The sequence below is a fragment of the uncultured Roseobacter sp. genome (assembly GCF_947493125.1).
Classification (GTDB): domain Bacteria; phylum Pseudomonadota; class Alphaproteobacteria; order Rhodobacterales; family Rhodobacteraceae; genus Roseobacter.
Map to the genome: position 1 here is coordinate 116861 of NZ_CANLQB010000007.1, position 15053 is coordinate 131913.

Annotated in this window: 13 protein-coding genes; all 13 read right to left on the reverse strand. The window is 57.6% G+C overall.

Features of this window, described 5'->3' with window-relative positions; translation table 11 throughout:
* Positions 1-12: 12 nt before the first annotated feature.
* The 13 genes from Q1A71_RS16010 to bhcA all read right to left on the reverse strand — a co-directional run bounded on the left by Q1A71_RS16010 (position 13) and on the right by bhcA (position 14941).
* Positions 13-1014, reverse strand: coding sequence for an ABC transporter substrate-binding protein (locus tag Q1A71_RS16010; RefSeq protein ID WP_299678431.1), 1002 nt, complete (start codon positions 1012-1014; stop codon positions 13-15).
* A gap of 212 nt (positions 1015-1226) precedes the next feature.
* On the reverse strand, positions 1227-1742 hold the full coding sequence (locus tag Q1A71_RS16015; RefSeq protein ID WP_299678434.1) for a hypothetical protein: 516 nt from the start codon (positions 1740-1742) through the stop codon (positions 1227-1229).
* Between the two features lie 231 nt (positions 1743-1973).
* Positions 1974-2357 carry a hypothetical protein gene (locus tag Q1A71_RS16020; protein WP_299678437.1) on the reverse strand — a complete coding sequence of 128 codons (384 nt, stop codon included), beginning with the start codon at positions 2355-2357 and terminating at the stop codon, positions 1974-1976.
* An 89-nt stretch (positions 2358-2446) separates the two neighbouring features.
* On the reverse strand, positions 2447-3376 hold the full coding sequence (locus Q1A71_RS16025; protein WP_299678440.1) for a dynamin family protein: 930 nt from the start codon (positions 3374-3376) through the stop codon (positions 2447-2449).
* Entirely contained in the window at positions 3373-5451 is a 2079-nt protein-coding gene (locus Q1A71_RS16030) for a dynamin family protein (RefSeq protein WP_299678443.1), read from the reverse strand. Before Q1A71_RS16030 ends, Q1A71_RS16025 begins: the two co-directional genes overlap by 4 nt.
* Before the next feature lie 174 nt (positions 5452-5625).
* The gene (locus tag Q1A71_RS16035) at positions 5626-6756 is read right to left on the reverse strand and encodes a GTPase domain-containing protein (RefSeq protein WP_299678446.1); all 1131 of its coding nucleotides are present in this window, start codon (positions 6754-6756) and stop codon (positions 5626-5628) included.
* Positions 6746-7591 carry a protein phosphatase 2C domain-containing protein gene (locus Q1A71_RS16040; RefSeq protein WP_299678448.1) on the reverse strand — a complete coding sequence of 282 codons (846 nt, stop codon included), beginning with the start codon at positions 7589-7591 and terminating at the stop codon, positions 6746-6748. The genes Q1A71_RS16035 and Q1A71_RS16040 overlap by 11 nt, the downstream gene beginning before the upstream one ends.
* Positions 7575-8663, reverse strand: a complete 1089-nt coding sequence (locus Q1A71_RS16045) for an FHA domain-containing protein (RefSeq protein ID WP_299678451.1) — start codon at positions 8661-8663, stop codon at positions 7575-7577. Before Q1A71_RS16045 ends, Q1A71_RS16040 begins: the two co-directional genes overlap by 17 nt.
* Before the next feature lie 74 nt (positions 8664-8737).
* Complete coding sequence (locus Q1A71_RS16050; RefSeq protein WP_299678454.1) at positions 8738-10375, reverse strand: serine/threonine-protein kinase; 1638 nt, start codon at positions 10373-10375, stop codon at positions 8738-8740.
* Positions 10376-10562: 187 nt separating this feature from the next.
* Positions 10563-11540, reverse strand: coding sequence for an iminosuccinate reductase BhcD (bhcD, locus tag Q1A71_RS16055; RefSeq protein ID WP_299678457.1), 978 nt, complete (start codon positions 11538-11540; stop codon positions 10563-10565).
* A gap of 52 nt (positions 11541-11592) precedes the next feature.
* Positions 11593-12756, reverse strand: a complete 1164-nt coding sequence (bhcC, locus tag Q1A71_RS16060) for a 3-hydroxy-D-aspartate aldolase BhcC (RefSeq protein WP_299678460.1) — start codon at positions 12754-12756, stop codon at positions 11593-11595.
* Between the two features lie 11 nt (positions 12757-12767).
* Positions 12768-13739 (reverse strand): beta-hydroxyaspartate dehydratase BhcB, encoded by a 972-nt coding sequence (gene bhcB, locus Q1A71_RS16065; protein WP_299678463.1) that lies wholly within the window; start codon positions 13737-13739, stop codon positions 12768-12770.
* Positions 13740-13750: 11 nt separating this feature from the next.
* Positions 13751-14941: an L-aspartate--glyoxylate aminotransferase BhcA gene (gene bhcA, locus Q1A71_RS16070; RefSeq protein ID WP_299678468.1), complete on the reverse strand. Its 1191-nt coding sequence runs from the start codon at positions 14939-14941 to the stop codon at positions 13751-13753.
* Positions 14942-15053 lie beyond the last annotated feature (112 nt).

Genomic DNA, 15053 nt, shown 5'->3' on the forward strand with positions numbered 1-15053 from the left:
ACCCCAATCCTGTCAGGGTTTGATTTCCTTACCCACCGATTTGTTCGTGAAGTCCAGTGTGTAGGCCGCCTTCCAGTCTAGACCACCTTCAAGAACACCTGCGGCGACCATCTTTTCATAAAAATCGCCGATCACCTGATCGGTCATGGATCCGATCCCGGTCTCCAACGCCTGCCCGCTGTCAACGATCCCCTGTTCGATCATCATCTTCTTCGCGAAGTCGATTTTATCCTGGGTCATGTCCGGGTTCGCTGCCATGATCAGCTCATCGGCAGCGCTGCTGTCGCCATAGAGATAGTTGTACCACCCCGTCAGTGAGCCATCGACAAAGCATGTGACCTTGTCAGGCTCGTTTGCGATGGTATCGGCCATTGTCTCAATTGTCGTCGCGTATGACGAATAGCCGGCATCTGCGATGAGGAAGACGTTGGGAGCAAACCCTGCCTCCTTTTCAACCGCATAAGGCTCAGAACTAAGATACCCCTGCATGCCTTTGCCCTTGTCCGCAATGAAAGGCGCCGGGTTGAAGGTGTAGGGTTCGCGCTGTTCAACCGTGAAGCCATGCTCGGCAATCATCCACTGGTAGTAGGACGTAAATCCGTTGTCGCCGATGAGCAGTGTCAGATCTTTCAGTTCTTCCCAGCTTTCCGCTTCACCGGGATGCGCGAGAATGACCTGGGGGTGCTTTTGGAAAATTGCAGCGACAGAGACCACCGGAATCCCTTCCTTGACCGCGTTGAACGCCTGCAACATGTCGCCGCCCATGTGAAAATCAATCCGGCCCGCCAGCATCAGGGCGCGGTTGTTGACCTGCGGGCCACCTGAGATGATCTCCACATCAAGTCCACATTCCGCGTAGGTGCCGTCCGCCACTGACTGATAGAACCCCCCGTGCTCGGCCTGAGCCAGCCAATTGGTTCCAAAGACGACCGGCGTCAAGTTATCGTCTGCCGAAGCGACCGTCGCGCTCATACTCGCCACGACAGCGAGTGTGGAAATTCGTGAAAATGACATTGCAATCTCCAAGACGTGATTTTCGTCAATCGTTCGGAGCGCGCAGATCAAAAGGAAGCCACACCCTGCCAATTTGATGACATAGTTTCATGTTCGCTCAATTTCTGAGCGATTTCCACAATTCTGTTGGAAATTTCATCAATGGTTGATTTGAGATATGAGAGCTGTGACGAGGCTAAAGCGCCTATTGGCGGCGCAAGCGATGGCACAGTTCAAGCAAGATGTGCCCAAGTCTCCACGCACCGCTCAAGATTCTCGACCTCGAAAACAATCCAGATATGCCGACCGATCAAAGACACGTGCAAAACAGCATGCCCGTCACCGGGAGAGCCGATCCAGATTTGGTGCGTAGGCGAGCCTTGCTGATCTGCCTCTGGTTCGCCAGCGGATGGGGCGCACATTTCGCGCAGGATTTCACAAAGTCTGCTCTGCCCGTTCTGGTGCATCGAACCATCCGCATGATGATCTACAATGGCCAGCGCATAGCTCTCACTTTGAGACAGCGAGGCCTCGATCAGCGCCGATACATCCGCGGCTGTACGACGGTCTGCAAGATGAAGCTTCAGGTCTGCAGTCGAGAGGCCGATATCACCGCTACTGTGCATATCCGACAAAATCTCGCTGCGCAGGTAGATCACTGATGCAGCATCGCAAAAGCGCTCGAGCTTCTGACTTATGCGAAAGGCCTCTTCCTTCGACAAAACGTTACCAGCGCCCGCGATTTTCATGATCCGTCGCTCGACAACATCGCAGATCAGAGACCTGCCATCACCGTCGCAAAAGCTGAGGCGACGCGGCAGAACGGTCTGGTCAATCTGCGACAGAACAGCGGCCAAGCCGCCGTCATCTCCTTCAAAGATTAGACGTCCCGCTTCCGTGCACGGCGCAGGCTCACGGCCCAACTGTTCAAGCACGGTGATGAGGCGCCGCTCGTCGTCGCTATGTCCGTCAGACATTGGTCATGCCTCGTTGACGAGATCCGTGAGCACCGCAGTTGCCGCCTCCATGATCTCCACCAGAGGAGTCGCAAGATCGCAAACGAGGAACAAGGCTTCGTTGTCGACTTCAAGCGACTTCAAATAGCAAATGGCCGATCCCCTCACGATGCTGATTGCTCCGAAGGGCGCACGCTGGTTGTCGAAGAGCTGCTTGGACAAGTGTTGGGCGGTTTGACCGCAGAGATGCTCCTTCGCCTGCTGGCAAAGCGCGTCAAGATGTTCTTGCTCGACCTTTTTGGAAGTGCTGGCCGCGAAGACGAGGCCCGTCGAAAGATCCCCAAAAGCTGCGATGTCACAACCTTTGAAGCGGGTTCGCAAATCGTCCAAGCGATCCTGCACTGCCATCCTGGTATCCGACTCCGACGTCCCTAAGCCCCATTTTGCCGGATATAGCGACAGAACATGTCCTTCTGGTTAATGATTTCGCACGGATTTCAGGAGAATTTTGGTGTGAAACTCGGCTCCTCTGCGGGATCAATACGCGGTGTTGGACGGGCGCGAACAGACTTCGCAACGGGTCGGCGCGGCACGACCCGATCCACGTCCACTTTCGGCGCAGCTTCAGCAGCCACTCCTTGATCTGCTGTTGGGTTGGATGCATTTGCCAAAGCAGAAAATGGCTTCCCGACCGTATCGCTGGACACGTGGTTTGCCAGCAGCGAAATCACATTGAGGAACTCGTCTACGAATGGCTCCGCTCCACTTTCGGCCCAAACGTGCGGATGATCCCCAGCATCTCGAGCCTGTGTGAGCGAGACCATCAGCGTATGCCGGAAGAGTTTCTCGGTCTCACGCCGAACCCGTTTGAGAACTTTCGCGCGATCTCTGTGGGAAGACAGCATATCGCCGCGGGTCAGCAGCAATAGGGAGTGTTCGCGAATATGCTCCGGCACCATCTCCCAAACGGATGCTTCGCTTTGGCGCCAGGCCTGCGTCGCCGGGCTGCACCAGATCACGGCGTCTGCAAGCGGAAGCACACGCTCCCACACCTCGGACGACATGTTGGGATCGGAGATTCCCGGCATGTCGATAACGTCGCACATCTTCAGGATCTCCTCCTCGCACTGAATACGGATGAAGGCGGTGTGCTCCGATGACAAACCCTCGAGGGTCTCGACGTCACAGGAAGCCTCCTTGCCCTCGAGATCGACAATTGTTGCCGGAGATGTCCCATAGCTGATCCACACCGGCGGCAACTGTGTGGCGATGACCTGAACGGGTAAGGGATCCGACCCGATCATCAGGTTGGCCAATGTGCTCTTACCTGCACTGAACTCCCCCATCAGCGCAATGCGCGGTCGGCGCGGTTCAGTCAGAGCCTTCGCAAATTCAGGCAGTTGCTGGGTGGATTGGTCAACTGTCATTTGGCGTACTCTCTGAGTGTATTCATGGTTTTCTTCAACAGCGCCGCATGATCGCCAGTCGCCATCTCTGCCACCTTTGCCTGCAGCCGATCCGGATTGGCTTGCGCCATCTCGTTCAAAGAAGTGAACACTGATCGTTGTTCGGCAAGGAAAGCGTCGAAGGCCTCGAGGGCCGTGGTGCGGATCTCTTGTGCCAGGTCATCCCGCAACTCGCTCACAAAGGGATCGGTTTCAGTCTTGATCAGATCGTGAAAATTCGCGGCGTACGCCTTGTAACCGCGGCGATGGAACCACCACCTCTTCCACCAGCTGCCGTTGAGATCCAGCGCGATCGTCCGACCGAGGGAAACCGGGGCGGAGGCCTGCGGGGCCCGAGGTTGGGCGATGGTCATGTCATCTGGCTGAAGACCAAAACTCCGTCGGTACAGCTGGCTGAGCTCTGCTGCCACCTCCTGTGTAGCGGCTTCAAAGGTCGCCTTGCTTTTTCTGACGAGAACCTTGTGTGAGGATCCGAGCAACATCCGAAGCCCGGTTGGGTCGTATGTCCACGGCGTTGTATCTCCCTGCGTCTCCAGATGAACAATCAGCGATGCGGTCGCGCGCTCAAGAAAACTGGCCTGCACCCTGTCCATCCGATCCGAGAACTCGGCCAAGATGGCATCGAAACTATCCCTGATTTTTTGCGTCTGGGACGAGAGGATTTCGTCAAATCGCCTCTGTGCCTCTGCGCCGTCCAGCTTATCCCGACCGGGCACCCCGGTTTCGCGTTCCGAAATCCGGTTGCGCGCCTCAACCGCGCTTGTGAGGTTGAGCGCGCTGGATGCAATTCGTTGCAGCGTCGCTTTGGCAAGACTTTCTGCGATGCGCATCGAGATGGCGCGTTGCAATGCGGGCACGCCAGACAGGATCCACGCCTGTTTATCCGGATCCCGGAGCGGGACATCTCCGTAGAGACGTTCGAGGTCGGTGCTTTCAGACCAGGCCAAGAGCGAGTCCTTGCTGGCGGGTGGCAAATCGCTCAGCCTTCCATCCAGCACATGGCCGGCCCACAACGCACTGCCGAATATGACCTTAGCCTCCTCGGGCCCCTTATGCCTTGCGAGGGTCTCGGCAATGCTGGCTTCGATTTGCGGAACCTGTGTCTTTGGGTCAGACAGCTCGTCGATCCGGTTTACAAAGATAATCACGTCACGAGATTTCACGTGCGTGATCAGGCGGATGAGTGCCAGGTCGGTGGACGATAGAGCCTGATGCGCAGACAAAACTACAACACAAATGCGGCTGTCCCGAAGCGCACGTATCGTGATCTGCTCCCGCATCATGAAGGTATCGTTGACCCCTGGAGTATCGCGTAAACACAAGCGGATCGGCAGTCCGGATCGTTGAATACTCAAGTCTGCAGCTTTGGTCACATCGGCGAAACGCCCTTGCTCGTCGTGCGAAGTGGGCTCGTCATCGTCGTGGTCTTCACCGAGGCAGACGTAGCGTTCAATCAGATACTGATCGACATACCCGTAGTCGCGGCGCTGGCCGAGCAAAAGCTCGAACTTCTGGCCAAGGCGCTTGCGTGACTTCTCTCGCATCTCCGCGGCCTGCGCCTTGATTTTTTCAAGTTCATCATCTGCACCAGCCCGGCTGGCCAGCTCGCCAATGCGCCCACCGCCGGAAACCAAACGATCCCATTCATTCTCATCGAAGAACTGAAAGGACGCCGTTTCCTTGAACGCCGGCGCGTCGGGATGCAAATGCAGAGATGTCACGACGGATGTCCAGGGGTTCACGTCTGCGGGCAGCAATGCCGTTTGCCCGATCAATGCGTTCACCAGCGATGTCTTGCCGGACTTGATTTGCCCGATCAACGTGACGCTCGGCTCAAAGCTTTCCAACTGGCGCAGCAGACGGTCGGCCCGCTTTTTCGTGGCCTCATCACCCAAGATCTGCAGCCCAGAGATCGCGTCGCGCAGCTGATCACGCGCAACTGCAACCTCTTGCAACGTTTCCAGACCCGCACCGAGCAGTTCGGCCCGTTCCGCGTCTCGGAAGCTGTCGCGGTCGGATCCCTGCAGCGCGTTCATGTCTTCCCTCCTACACGACGGCGATCACTCAAAGACGCATGATCACACTTGATGTCTGTCGACATGACGGCGATCGCATTGCAACGTCACTACTTGTTCGCGATATGAAATGGTGGCCAATTGTGATCTGATTGTGGCGATCCATCGGCGCAAATGACAACAATAGTTAGGCTTTTAGCAAGCGATACGGTCTTGCAGGTCGTGTTTGATTTGCAGGACGACAGTAGCTGCATCGGCAGCAGATCGCATGTCATTCTCCAGGCTCATCAGGACCACCTTGTCACTGGCGTCGTAGAGATCGTTGCGCCAAGTCTCGAAGGCCTCATCACACTGTGTCTGTTCGGCCGCAAGTTCGACGAGATCTTCGACAAGCGTACTGCACGCGCGGAGAACGTGGTCTGCAAGGTCTGGTCCAGCACGCGCGGGTGTGAGCGCTGGTGTTGCCGCAACAATCAGATCCAACGCCCCCTCATAGCTGTTCAATTTCGAAGGAGTTTGATCTTTTACATGTGATTTTTCTGCTGCCAGAGCGGCCGTTTGATCTTCAACGCCGTGTCTTTCGAGAAGCAACAGTGCGCGGTCCAGATCGGCGTGCCGACCAGATGCGGCAAGGCGCGAGACAGCCTCACACAAGGCCTTAACTCCACTGGCTGCCAGCGCCTCGCCATTGATGTCAATGCCGTCGTTCAACATGCTGCGGATGTGATGGGTCGACGTCGGAAAGAAGCTATGGAATTCCTCAGAGGCGATGGTCTGCAAGGCCCCGATCCGCTCAGACAGCAGGCCCTTAGCAGCCGGGATGTCTGCCTTGGTCAATACCAGAAAACTATGATCCTTGAGATAGTCAGGCGCATTTTTCCAAAGCTCGGTTTCATCCGGACCAAAGGTCTCGGTGCACCAAAGGACAATGTCGGCCACAGCGATGGCTCGCGCAACACTGTGCGCGAAAGCGTCCGCATCATCTGGTGTTTCCATGTCCACCAACGCGATGCTCTCGAGCAGTGGAACCGACAAGGACTGGATGTGCAGATCTTCCAACGGTGCTGCGCCTTCATGAAGACTGTGGGTGAAACAGACACCGGCAGAACCCGCAGTTTGAGACTGCGCTTCAAATTGCCCCAACATCGCACCACAGATCTGAGATTTTCCCACGTTTTTTGGGCCAAGAACGAAAATGCGCACACCGCCGCTCAACCGGCTTCGCAGATCCTCAGCCTGCGCCCGGACTGACGGCGGAAGATCGGCTTGTGACAGGAGACGCTCCAGCCGCGCGATCACCGTCGGTGCCGAAGCGTCATCCAACACGGCGGATCATACCCTCCACGGTCGCGGCGCAGCCATTGGCTTCTCTGGACCGGGGTGTGTTCAATTTGACAATCGAAAAGGAGACATTGTCGAGGTCGGGATCCTGCAGGTCATTTAGGCAACCCAAAAGACGGTCGGCAATTTCTGCGCTCTGAGCGTCGCAATGCGCGGACAATATCTCAGAAATCTGCGTGTTGCTCAGAAACTGCAGACCGTCGCTGGCAACGATCAGGAGATCGCCGGGACGAAGCTCCAGTGGTTCTTCGGGGCAGTCAATACGTGGCACCTCTTCGCCGAAGAGAACCGATGTCAGCGTATTTCGATCCGGGTGGTTCCGGGCCTCCTCAGCATTCAAGAGGCCAGACTTCATCATGAAGTCTATCTGTGGCGCCATCGAATGATCTTCATTCAGTTGCGACAAGCTCCCGTCGCGAAAAAGAAAGAGCGGTGAATCCCCGACCGAAATCCAGTACAGGTTCTGGTTTATGATCGCCGTTGCAACCAGCGTTGCTCCCATACCATGGGTTTCCGGGTGCATATCCACGTGTTGCCGTAGGCAGGCGTTTGCAGCCATTGCCGCGTCGAGGAGATTTTGAGTGACGGTTCTCTCAAATGCTTCGACATCCCCGCGCTGGAACATCAATTCGCTGAAGACTTCGGTCACGACTATTTTGCTGGCGATATCTCCTGCCGCATGCCCGCCCATGCCATCGGCAAGTACGGCCACACCGACATCGGATCCCCGCGAGAAGTCGGCGATCACCGCGTCTTCCTGATAGGCACGCGCACCCTTGCTCAGCGCCGAAGCCGCATCGAAATCAAACGTCGCCGGCATCACTGACATCCGTCATATCCCATTTGAAATCCGAGCCGCAGAGCGCCACGAAACGCAAAGTGGTCTCACCGATCCGGATCAGATCGGCGTGATGAAGTTCTTCCGTGCTCAAGACCGGGCGGGCATTTCGGCGGATGATGTTCGATTTTCCGCCATGGCCAATATAGAACTTGTTCTGTTCCTCGTCATACGCAATCGCCGCGTGATTGTGGCGCGAGATGCTGTTGTCACCAAAATCCAGCTTAATCACTTGGTCATCACCGCGACCAATCATAGATGCACCGGTGAAGATGCTGAACGAATGACCCACGCCAGGGCCTTCAACCACAACCAGCCAGCCGACTGGAAACTTTTCGTCTTGCGGCTTCGCCGTAGCGCCGCCCGTTGCGCTGATTGGGTCCTGTGCGCCCTGGTCCGGGCGGTTGAACCCCAGAAGACGCGTTTTGACACGCCCGGCCCTCCGGCCCGAGCGACCGGCCGAAGAAGCAGGCACGCCACCATCTCCTCCGACTGTTGACAGATCAATGGGTGTTGCATCGCTTTCAGCCGGAGGATTGGGCTTGCGAGACAACTCCAGTTGTTGCTTGGCAAACTCGACGACATCCGAGGGTGTGTCTGCTGCCTCGTCGGGACCGCCGACCATATCTTCAGCGGGCTCGTCCGCAAAAGCAACTTGCGGCGCGTCGTCATTCGTCTCGCGTTTTGGTTCGATATCGGGTGCCATATCGCCCCCGGTCGTTGGCTGTGCATGTTCCACGTCACGTGTCTGTGCCAAGACGGCCGCGATATCAGCTTCGCTATCATCTTCTGGGTCTTCGTTTGGCTCGCCGGACGTGCCCTCAGTCCCAAGGGCCGCATCCGCGCCCGCTCGATCTTCCAAGCCGTCCATTGATGGCGCATCACGTTCGGTACTGATTTCAGCATCGGAATCAGGCACTGCGAAGGGATCTAATGGAAGAACCCGGTCCTCCGCTGTTTCCATGAAGGCCTCGCGCAGTGCATCGTCGTCCAATCCTTCTTCGCCTGTGGCAGGTGTTGATTGGTTCTGAAAAACCTTCCGGAAGAGTGTCATGTCATGCCTTTCCAATGCTACTTGCAACCATGTGTCCCGGGTTACCGAAACCTTGAAATCGAAAGCCCTTCCGCCTAGCCGCCCACGGTGTAGGCGCGATGAGCGGTCCAGTATCCGTAGTCCTCGCCGAGCGCGATGATCTGGCCAACCGTGACAGCGTGGACATCGTCGAACTGCAACGCAGCGTGGCCGAGAAAGAAGTACGCAAAGAGGATCACAGGGATGGTGGCCAACCTGCGCATTTGAGGTTTGGCCGACCTCTCGTTTGCTGCCGCAACCACGGCATCAAATTCTTCCTGTGAAATCACCGGAGGAAGCGTCTGCCGCGCCTTTAGTCGAGCGATCGGATTGTTTGCCGGCAGTGATGTTTCCGACGGATTCGGTGACGCCTCGGCGCATTCAACCAGCCCCCCTGGCGCTGGATCAGCTGCAGAGCGATCACGTCGTTCTCGTTCGACGATATTCGTCGGCGCGCCCGAATCCTGGCTGCCTGTGTGAAGCGCATTTCGAATGCCATCGAGGACAGCGTCTTGAGACCTGCCCTCGCTGGACAGATCCTCATCTGCGTCTTGTGGATAGAGGTCGCGCAGGAAGTCAGCGTCGTACTTTGTATGGACTGGTTCCGCGATCTTGCGACCTTGCTCAGGCCCTGCTTCTGCAACCTCCTCCGCGGCCGGAGTCCCCACGGTTTCCTGACGATCGAATTCATCTTTCATGGACCGGACAAGATTACTGACCGTCAGATCGATGCTCGTGTCGTTCTGAGCCCGTGCCCGCGCCAAGTCGGCACGTCTGTCGTGATCAATCATCAAGATCCAGTCTTCCGCCGACTGCATTCTGTCGGCTGGGACAATGCTCATTGCTTGATCAATGGCGTCGAGGAATTCGTCATCGTACTCAGGAAACCGGCCTTGAAGTGGTCGGTAGAGATCAGGTTGACTTGAGGCGAGTGCCGCGAGCCGCGCTTGGCTATTGGGTGGTGCCTCGCCGGAGATCAGATGGCTCAGCGACGCGGCGAGCGCATAGAGATCGCTGCAAGGGTATTGCTGACTCCCGGCGACGTAGAATTCTTGTGGCGAATAGCCGTCCTTGACGACCAGAACGGCAGACAACACCCGGCTTTTGCGGCTCGCCTCTTCGCGGGCCGCGCCAAAATCGATCAAGACAGGATGCCCGGCCTTATCGACCAGAATGTTGTCGGGCGAGATGTCTCGGTGCAGCAAGTCCTGGCTGTGAACATGGGCGATGGCGTCGAGCAATGCGAGTGTGAGCTTGCGCACCTGCGGCGGTGACATCGCCGGGCTGCCGCTTTCAATGATTTCAAGCAGGTCTTTTCCGTCGACCAGATCGAGCGCCATATAGGCTGTCTCATTGTCCTCGAACACCTGATGAACGCCGACCACGCTTTCATGATCGAGGCGGGACAGCGCATGCGCTTCGCGAATAAAAAGTGCCACAATCGACTTGAAGTCGTCCACATAATTGCGCGTACGCGCACGCACGGTTTTCTTGACCCGGCTACAAAAGGCTTCGGGGAAGCATTCCTTGATCACCACCGTCCGGTTGAGGCTGTCTTTCGCCAGATAGGTTATGCCGAAACCACCACTGCTCAGGTAGCGAATGATCTCATACTGCCCGCTGAGCAGCTGGCTGCCGGGGGCGAGTGCCTCGCTATTGGCCTCTGGTGGAAGTGTCCCGTCTGGGGTGCTCATCGTGCTGTCGTTTGTCCATGGCTGCTTAGCGGCTGGGCGAACTTCGAAGGTCCAATCCGCCGCGCTGTCAGAGGGCCCGGAAGCTGTGACAAAAACATGGCCGCGCCGGGGAAGACCCGTGCCATGAAACGACAAGTTTACACTAATTTATTGAGTCTTAACGACCAACGACAGATGAATTGGCGGACTAGAGAGCGACACGCGTGGCCTTGCCAGCCTGCTCGGCCTTCACGGCTGCAACTGACGCAACAGCGAGATCCTGCAACCCAACACCCGTGCCGTCGAAGAGGGTGATTTCCGCCGCATCCTGACGTCCGGGGTGGGTTCCGTTTATGACAGCACCAACGGGAGTGATGTCTCCCTCTCCGATCAGGCCATCACGGATCGCGTGTTGCGCTTCTCCAATACTTACGGATTGCGCGATCTCGTCAGCAAAAACGGTAGCCCTGGCGAGCAACGCTGGATCGACCTCCTGCTTGCCTTTGGTGTCCGTGCCCATACAGGCAATATGCGTGCCAGGCTTGATCCAGTCCTTCATCAGCAACGGCTCGAAGGCCGAGGTAATTGTGATGATCACATCGGCCTCCTCGCCCAGCTGCTCGGGGCTGACGGCCTCGAAGGCAAGGCCAAGTTCTTCTGCGACAGATTCAAGCCGTGGTAGCATCTCCGGATGCGGATTCCAGGCAACAACCTTTTCGAAGGCGCGCTGCTCGGCTGCGGCGCACAGTTGAAAGCTGGATTGGTGCCCTGCCCCAACCATACCAAGCACCTTGGCGTCTTTGCGCGCCAGATGTGCGATGGAGACCGAGGAGGAGGCCGCCGTGCGCACGGCCGTCAGGTAGTTCCCGCCCACAAGGGCCTGCAGCATACCGGTGTCAGGGTCAAACAGGAAAATAGTAGACTGGTGATTGGTCAGCCCCTTATCCATGTTTCCCGGCCAGTAGCCGCCCGACTTCACACCGAGCGTTTTGCCAGCCTTGTCAAACCCCGACTTGAAACCGTAGAGCGCGTCCGCATAGCCGATGGCCTCACGAATGACCGGGAAGTTATAAGCGTCCCCTGACGCCATGGCGCCAAAGACAGCCTCCACCGCGTCGAAAGCATCCTTGCTGCTCACCACCTCAGCGCAGACGTCTTCGCCTACGATCAACACTCCATCACTCATCGGGTCTTCCAGTCTTTCAGATTGTAGGGGGGGGCGCTCAGAACCACCGGGGTCAATAGGCTTTGCCGCGGGCGGACACGGGCCAGAGCGTTTCCACCTTGCCGTTTCGCACGCCGACATACCAATCGTGCACGTTGCAGGTGGGATCGCAGTGCCCCGGCACCAGCTTGAGCTTGTCATTGACCTTGAGCACCGCTTCGGGATCGGCCACCACGCCGTGCTCGTCCGAACACTTGACGTATTCCACATCGGTGCGCCCGAAAATAACCGGCAGGCCACTGTCAACTGACTGCGCCTTAAGCCCGGCATCGACAATTGCCTTATCGGCCTTGGCGTGGCTCATCACCGACGTCAGAATGAAGAGCGCGTTCTCCCACTCACCCTGATCTATGCGGTTGCCGTTTTCATCGAGAATGCGACCATAGTCGGCATCCATGAAAGCGTAGGAGCCACACTGCAGCTCATTATAAACACCGGAGTTTCCTTCGAAGTAATAGGATCCGGTACCACCGCCGCCGACAATGTCGCAGTCGAGCCCGTCGGCCTTGAGCGTGTCCACGGCATCTTTGACCATGGCCACCGCTATATCGACCTTGGCCTTGCGCTCGTCATAGCTGTCGAGGTGCTGCATCGCGCCCTGATACGCTTGAATACCGGCAAACTTCAGCCCGTCTGCGGCGTCGATGGCCTTGGCAATCTCGACCACCTCGGGTGTCGTGGTGACGCCGCAGCGTCCGGCACCGCAGTCGATCTCCACAAGGCATTCGATTTCCGTCCCGTGGCGTACGGCCGCTTCGGATAGGTCCGCCACATTCGCGACATCGTCGACGCAGCAGATGGTACGCGCGCCGAGCTTGGGCAACCGGGCCAGACGGTCGATCTTCTCGGGCTGGCGCACCTGGTTGGAGACCAGCACGTCCTTGATGCCGCCGCGCGCAAACACCTCGGCTTCCGACACCTTCTGACAACAGACCCCGCAGCTGCCGCCCAGCTTCTCTTGCAACAGGGCGACATCGACGGATTTATGCATCTTGCCGTGCACCCGGTGCCGCATGCCATGCGCCTTGGCCCAGTCGCCCATCTTCTTGATGTTGCGCTCCAGCGCGTCGAGGTCGAGCACGAGGCACGGTGTCTGGATCTCCGTCTCATCCATCCCGATTGCCGCCGGAATGTCGTAGCCCACTTCATAGTCTTCGAATTTCACTTGCTTGTTCATATCCGCTCTCCTTAGCCCTTGATCCAGGGCAATCTGTCCGAATCCACATTGCCGCCGGTGATGATGACGCCCACGCGCTTACCCCGGAACATCTCCGGATTGCGCAGGATCGTGGCCATCGGCACCGCACAGCTCGGCTCCATTACGATTTTCATCCGTTCCCAAGTCAGCTTCATTGCGTCGATGATCTCCTGCTCGCTTGCCGTCAGCACGTTGGTCACGAAGCTGGAGACGAAATGCCAGGTGTTCTCCTTGAGCGGCACCTTGAGCCCGTCGGCGATGGTCACCGGCGCATCGTCGGCAATGATGTGACCCGCGCGGAAGGACCGCGCTGCATCGTCGGCCTGATCGGGTTCAGCGGCGTAAATCTCCATCTGAGGGGCGAGGTTCGACAGCGTGAGGCACGTGCCCGAGATCATGCCCCCGCCACCGATGGGCGCAATCACCGCGTCGAGATCCTCCACCTGGTCCAGCAACTCCAGTGAACAGGTGGCTTGCCCCGCGATCACGCGCGGATCGTTGTAGGGGTGCACAAACTCCGCGCCCGTGGCCTCCTGCACCTCGGCAAAAGCCGCCTCGCGGCTGGTGGTCGAGGGTTCGCATTCGGTGATGATCCCACCATAGCCACGCACTGCGGCTTTCTTCGCCTCAGGGGCGGTGCGTGGCATCACCACATGACAGGGAATTCCCCGCCGCCCAGCCGCGTAACTCAAGGACAAAGCATGATTGCCCGAGGAATGCGTGGCCACGCCCTTTTCGGCCATGGCGTCGCTCAGCCCAAAGACCGCATTCGACGCGCCGCGCACCTTGAACGCACCCGCTTTTTGGAAATTCTCGCACTTAAAGAACAGTTCAGCACCGGTAAGGTCGTTGAAGTAGGTCGAGGTCAGCACCGGTGTGCGGTGGATGTACGGCGCAATTCGTGCGTGTGCGGCGTGCACGTGATCGATGGTCAGGTCAGGACCGGTCAATGTGTCGAGCATTGGGGCTCCTCTCAGGCTGCGGATTTGATCAGCGCACCGCGGTGCTGGCGATAGTAATCCTGCGCAGCGGCCACCCCGCTACCCAACTCTATGGGATAGTCGAGATCCGCCATCGCCATCTCGATCGTGGCGAGGCCGGAAAGCACCATTACATCCGTAAGGCTGCCCAAATGACCGATGCGGAACGCTTTGCCGTTCATTTCACCTAGGCCTATACCAAAAGATACGCCGTAAGCGTTGAACGCCTGATCGGTGAGCGCATTGCTGTCAAAGCCCTCGGGCACATAGATCGCGCTGACAGTGTCAGAATAAAGCTCAGGCCTTTGCGCCACGAGCTTCAGACCCCAGGCATCCACCGCGCGCCGCACGCCCTCGGCCAAGCGAAAGTGCCGTGCGTAGACATTCTCCAACCCTTCCTCCATCAGCATCTTCAAACTCTCGCGTAATCCGTAAATCAGCTGCAGCGGCGGAGTGTAGGGAAACCCACCCGACGCGTTGGCCGTCATCATGTCGCGGAAATCGAAGAACGTGCGTGGTAATTTGGCCGTCTCCATCGCGGCGAGTGCCTTGGGGCTTACACCGAGGATCGCCATGCCAGTGGCCAACATAAACCCCTTCTGCGAGCCCGAGACGGCGACATCGACCCCCCAATCATCCATTTTGAATGGCATGGAAGCCAACGAGCTGACACAGTCGACAAAGAGCATGGCCGGGTGCTGTGCTGCATCCATAGCTCCGCGGACCGCACCGATATCCGATGTCACTCCGGTTGCGGTTTCGTTGTGCGTGACCAGCACCGCTTTGATACTGTGCTCGACATCGGAGCTCAGGATGGCTTGAAACCGGTCTGCCGGCGCGCCGTCTCCCCAAGCGCAATCGATGACTTGCACATCGAGGTCATGGCGCTGGCAAAGGTCAATCCAGCGGTGACTAAACATGCCATACCGCGCCACAAGCACCTTGTCGCCGGGGCTCAGCGTATTGCAGATCGCAGCCTCCCAGCCGCCTGTGCCGCTTGCCGGAAAGGTGATCACTTTGCCCTGCGTGGTACCAAATACCTTCTTGGTTTCCTCAAGCACCGGCGCGAAAGTCTCGACAAAGTCCGGGGCCCGATGATCACGGGTCTGTACCTGCATTGCCGCGCGCAAACGATCAGGAATATTTGTCGGGCCTGGAATAAAGACGGGGTTTTGGTCTGACATGGCAATCTCCTCCTTAATCGTGTCGCACGATAACAGATAGCGTCGCGCGCGCAATTTTCTCGAAAATATTTTTCATTCAGAAATATAAATAGTTATACTTATGATATTTATT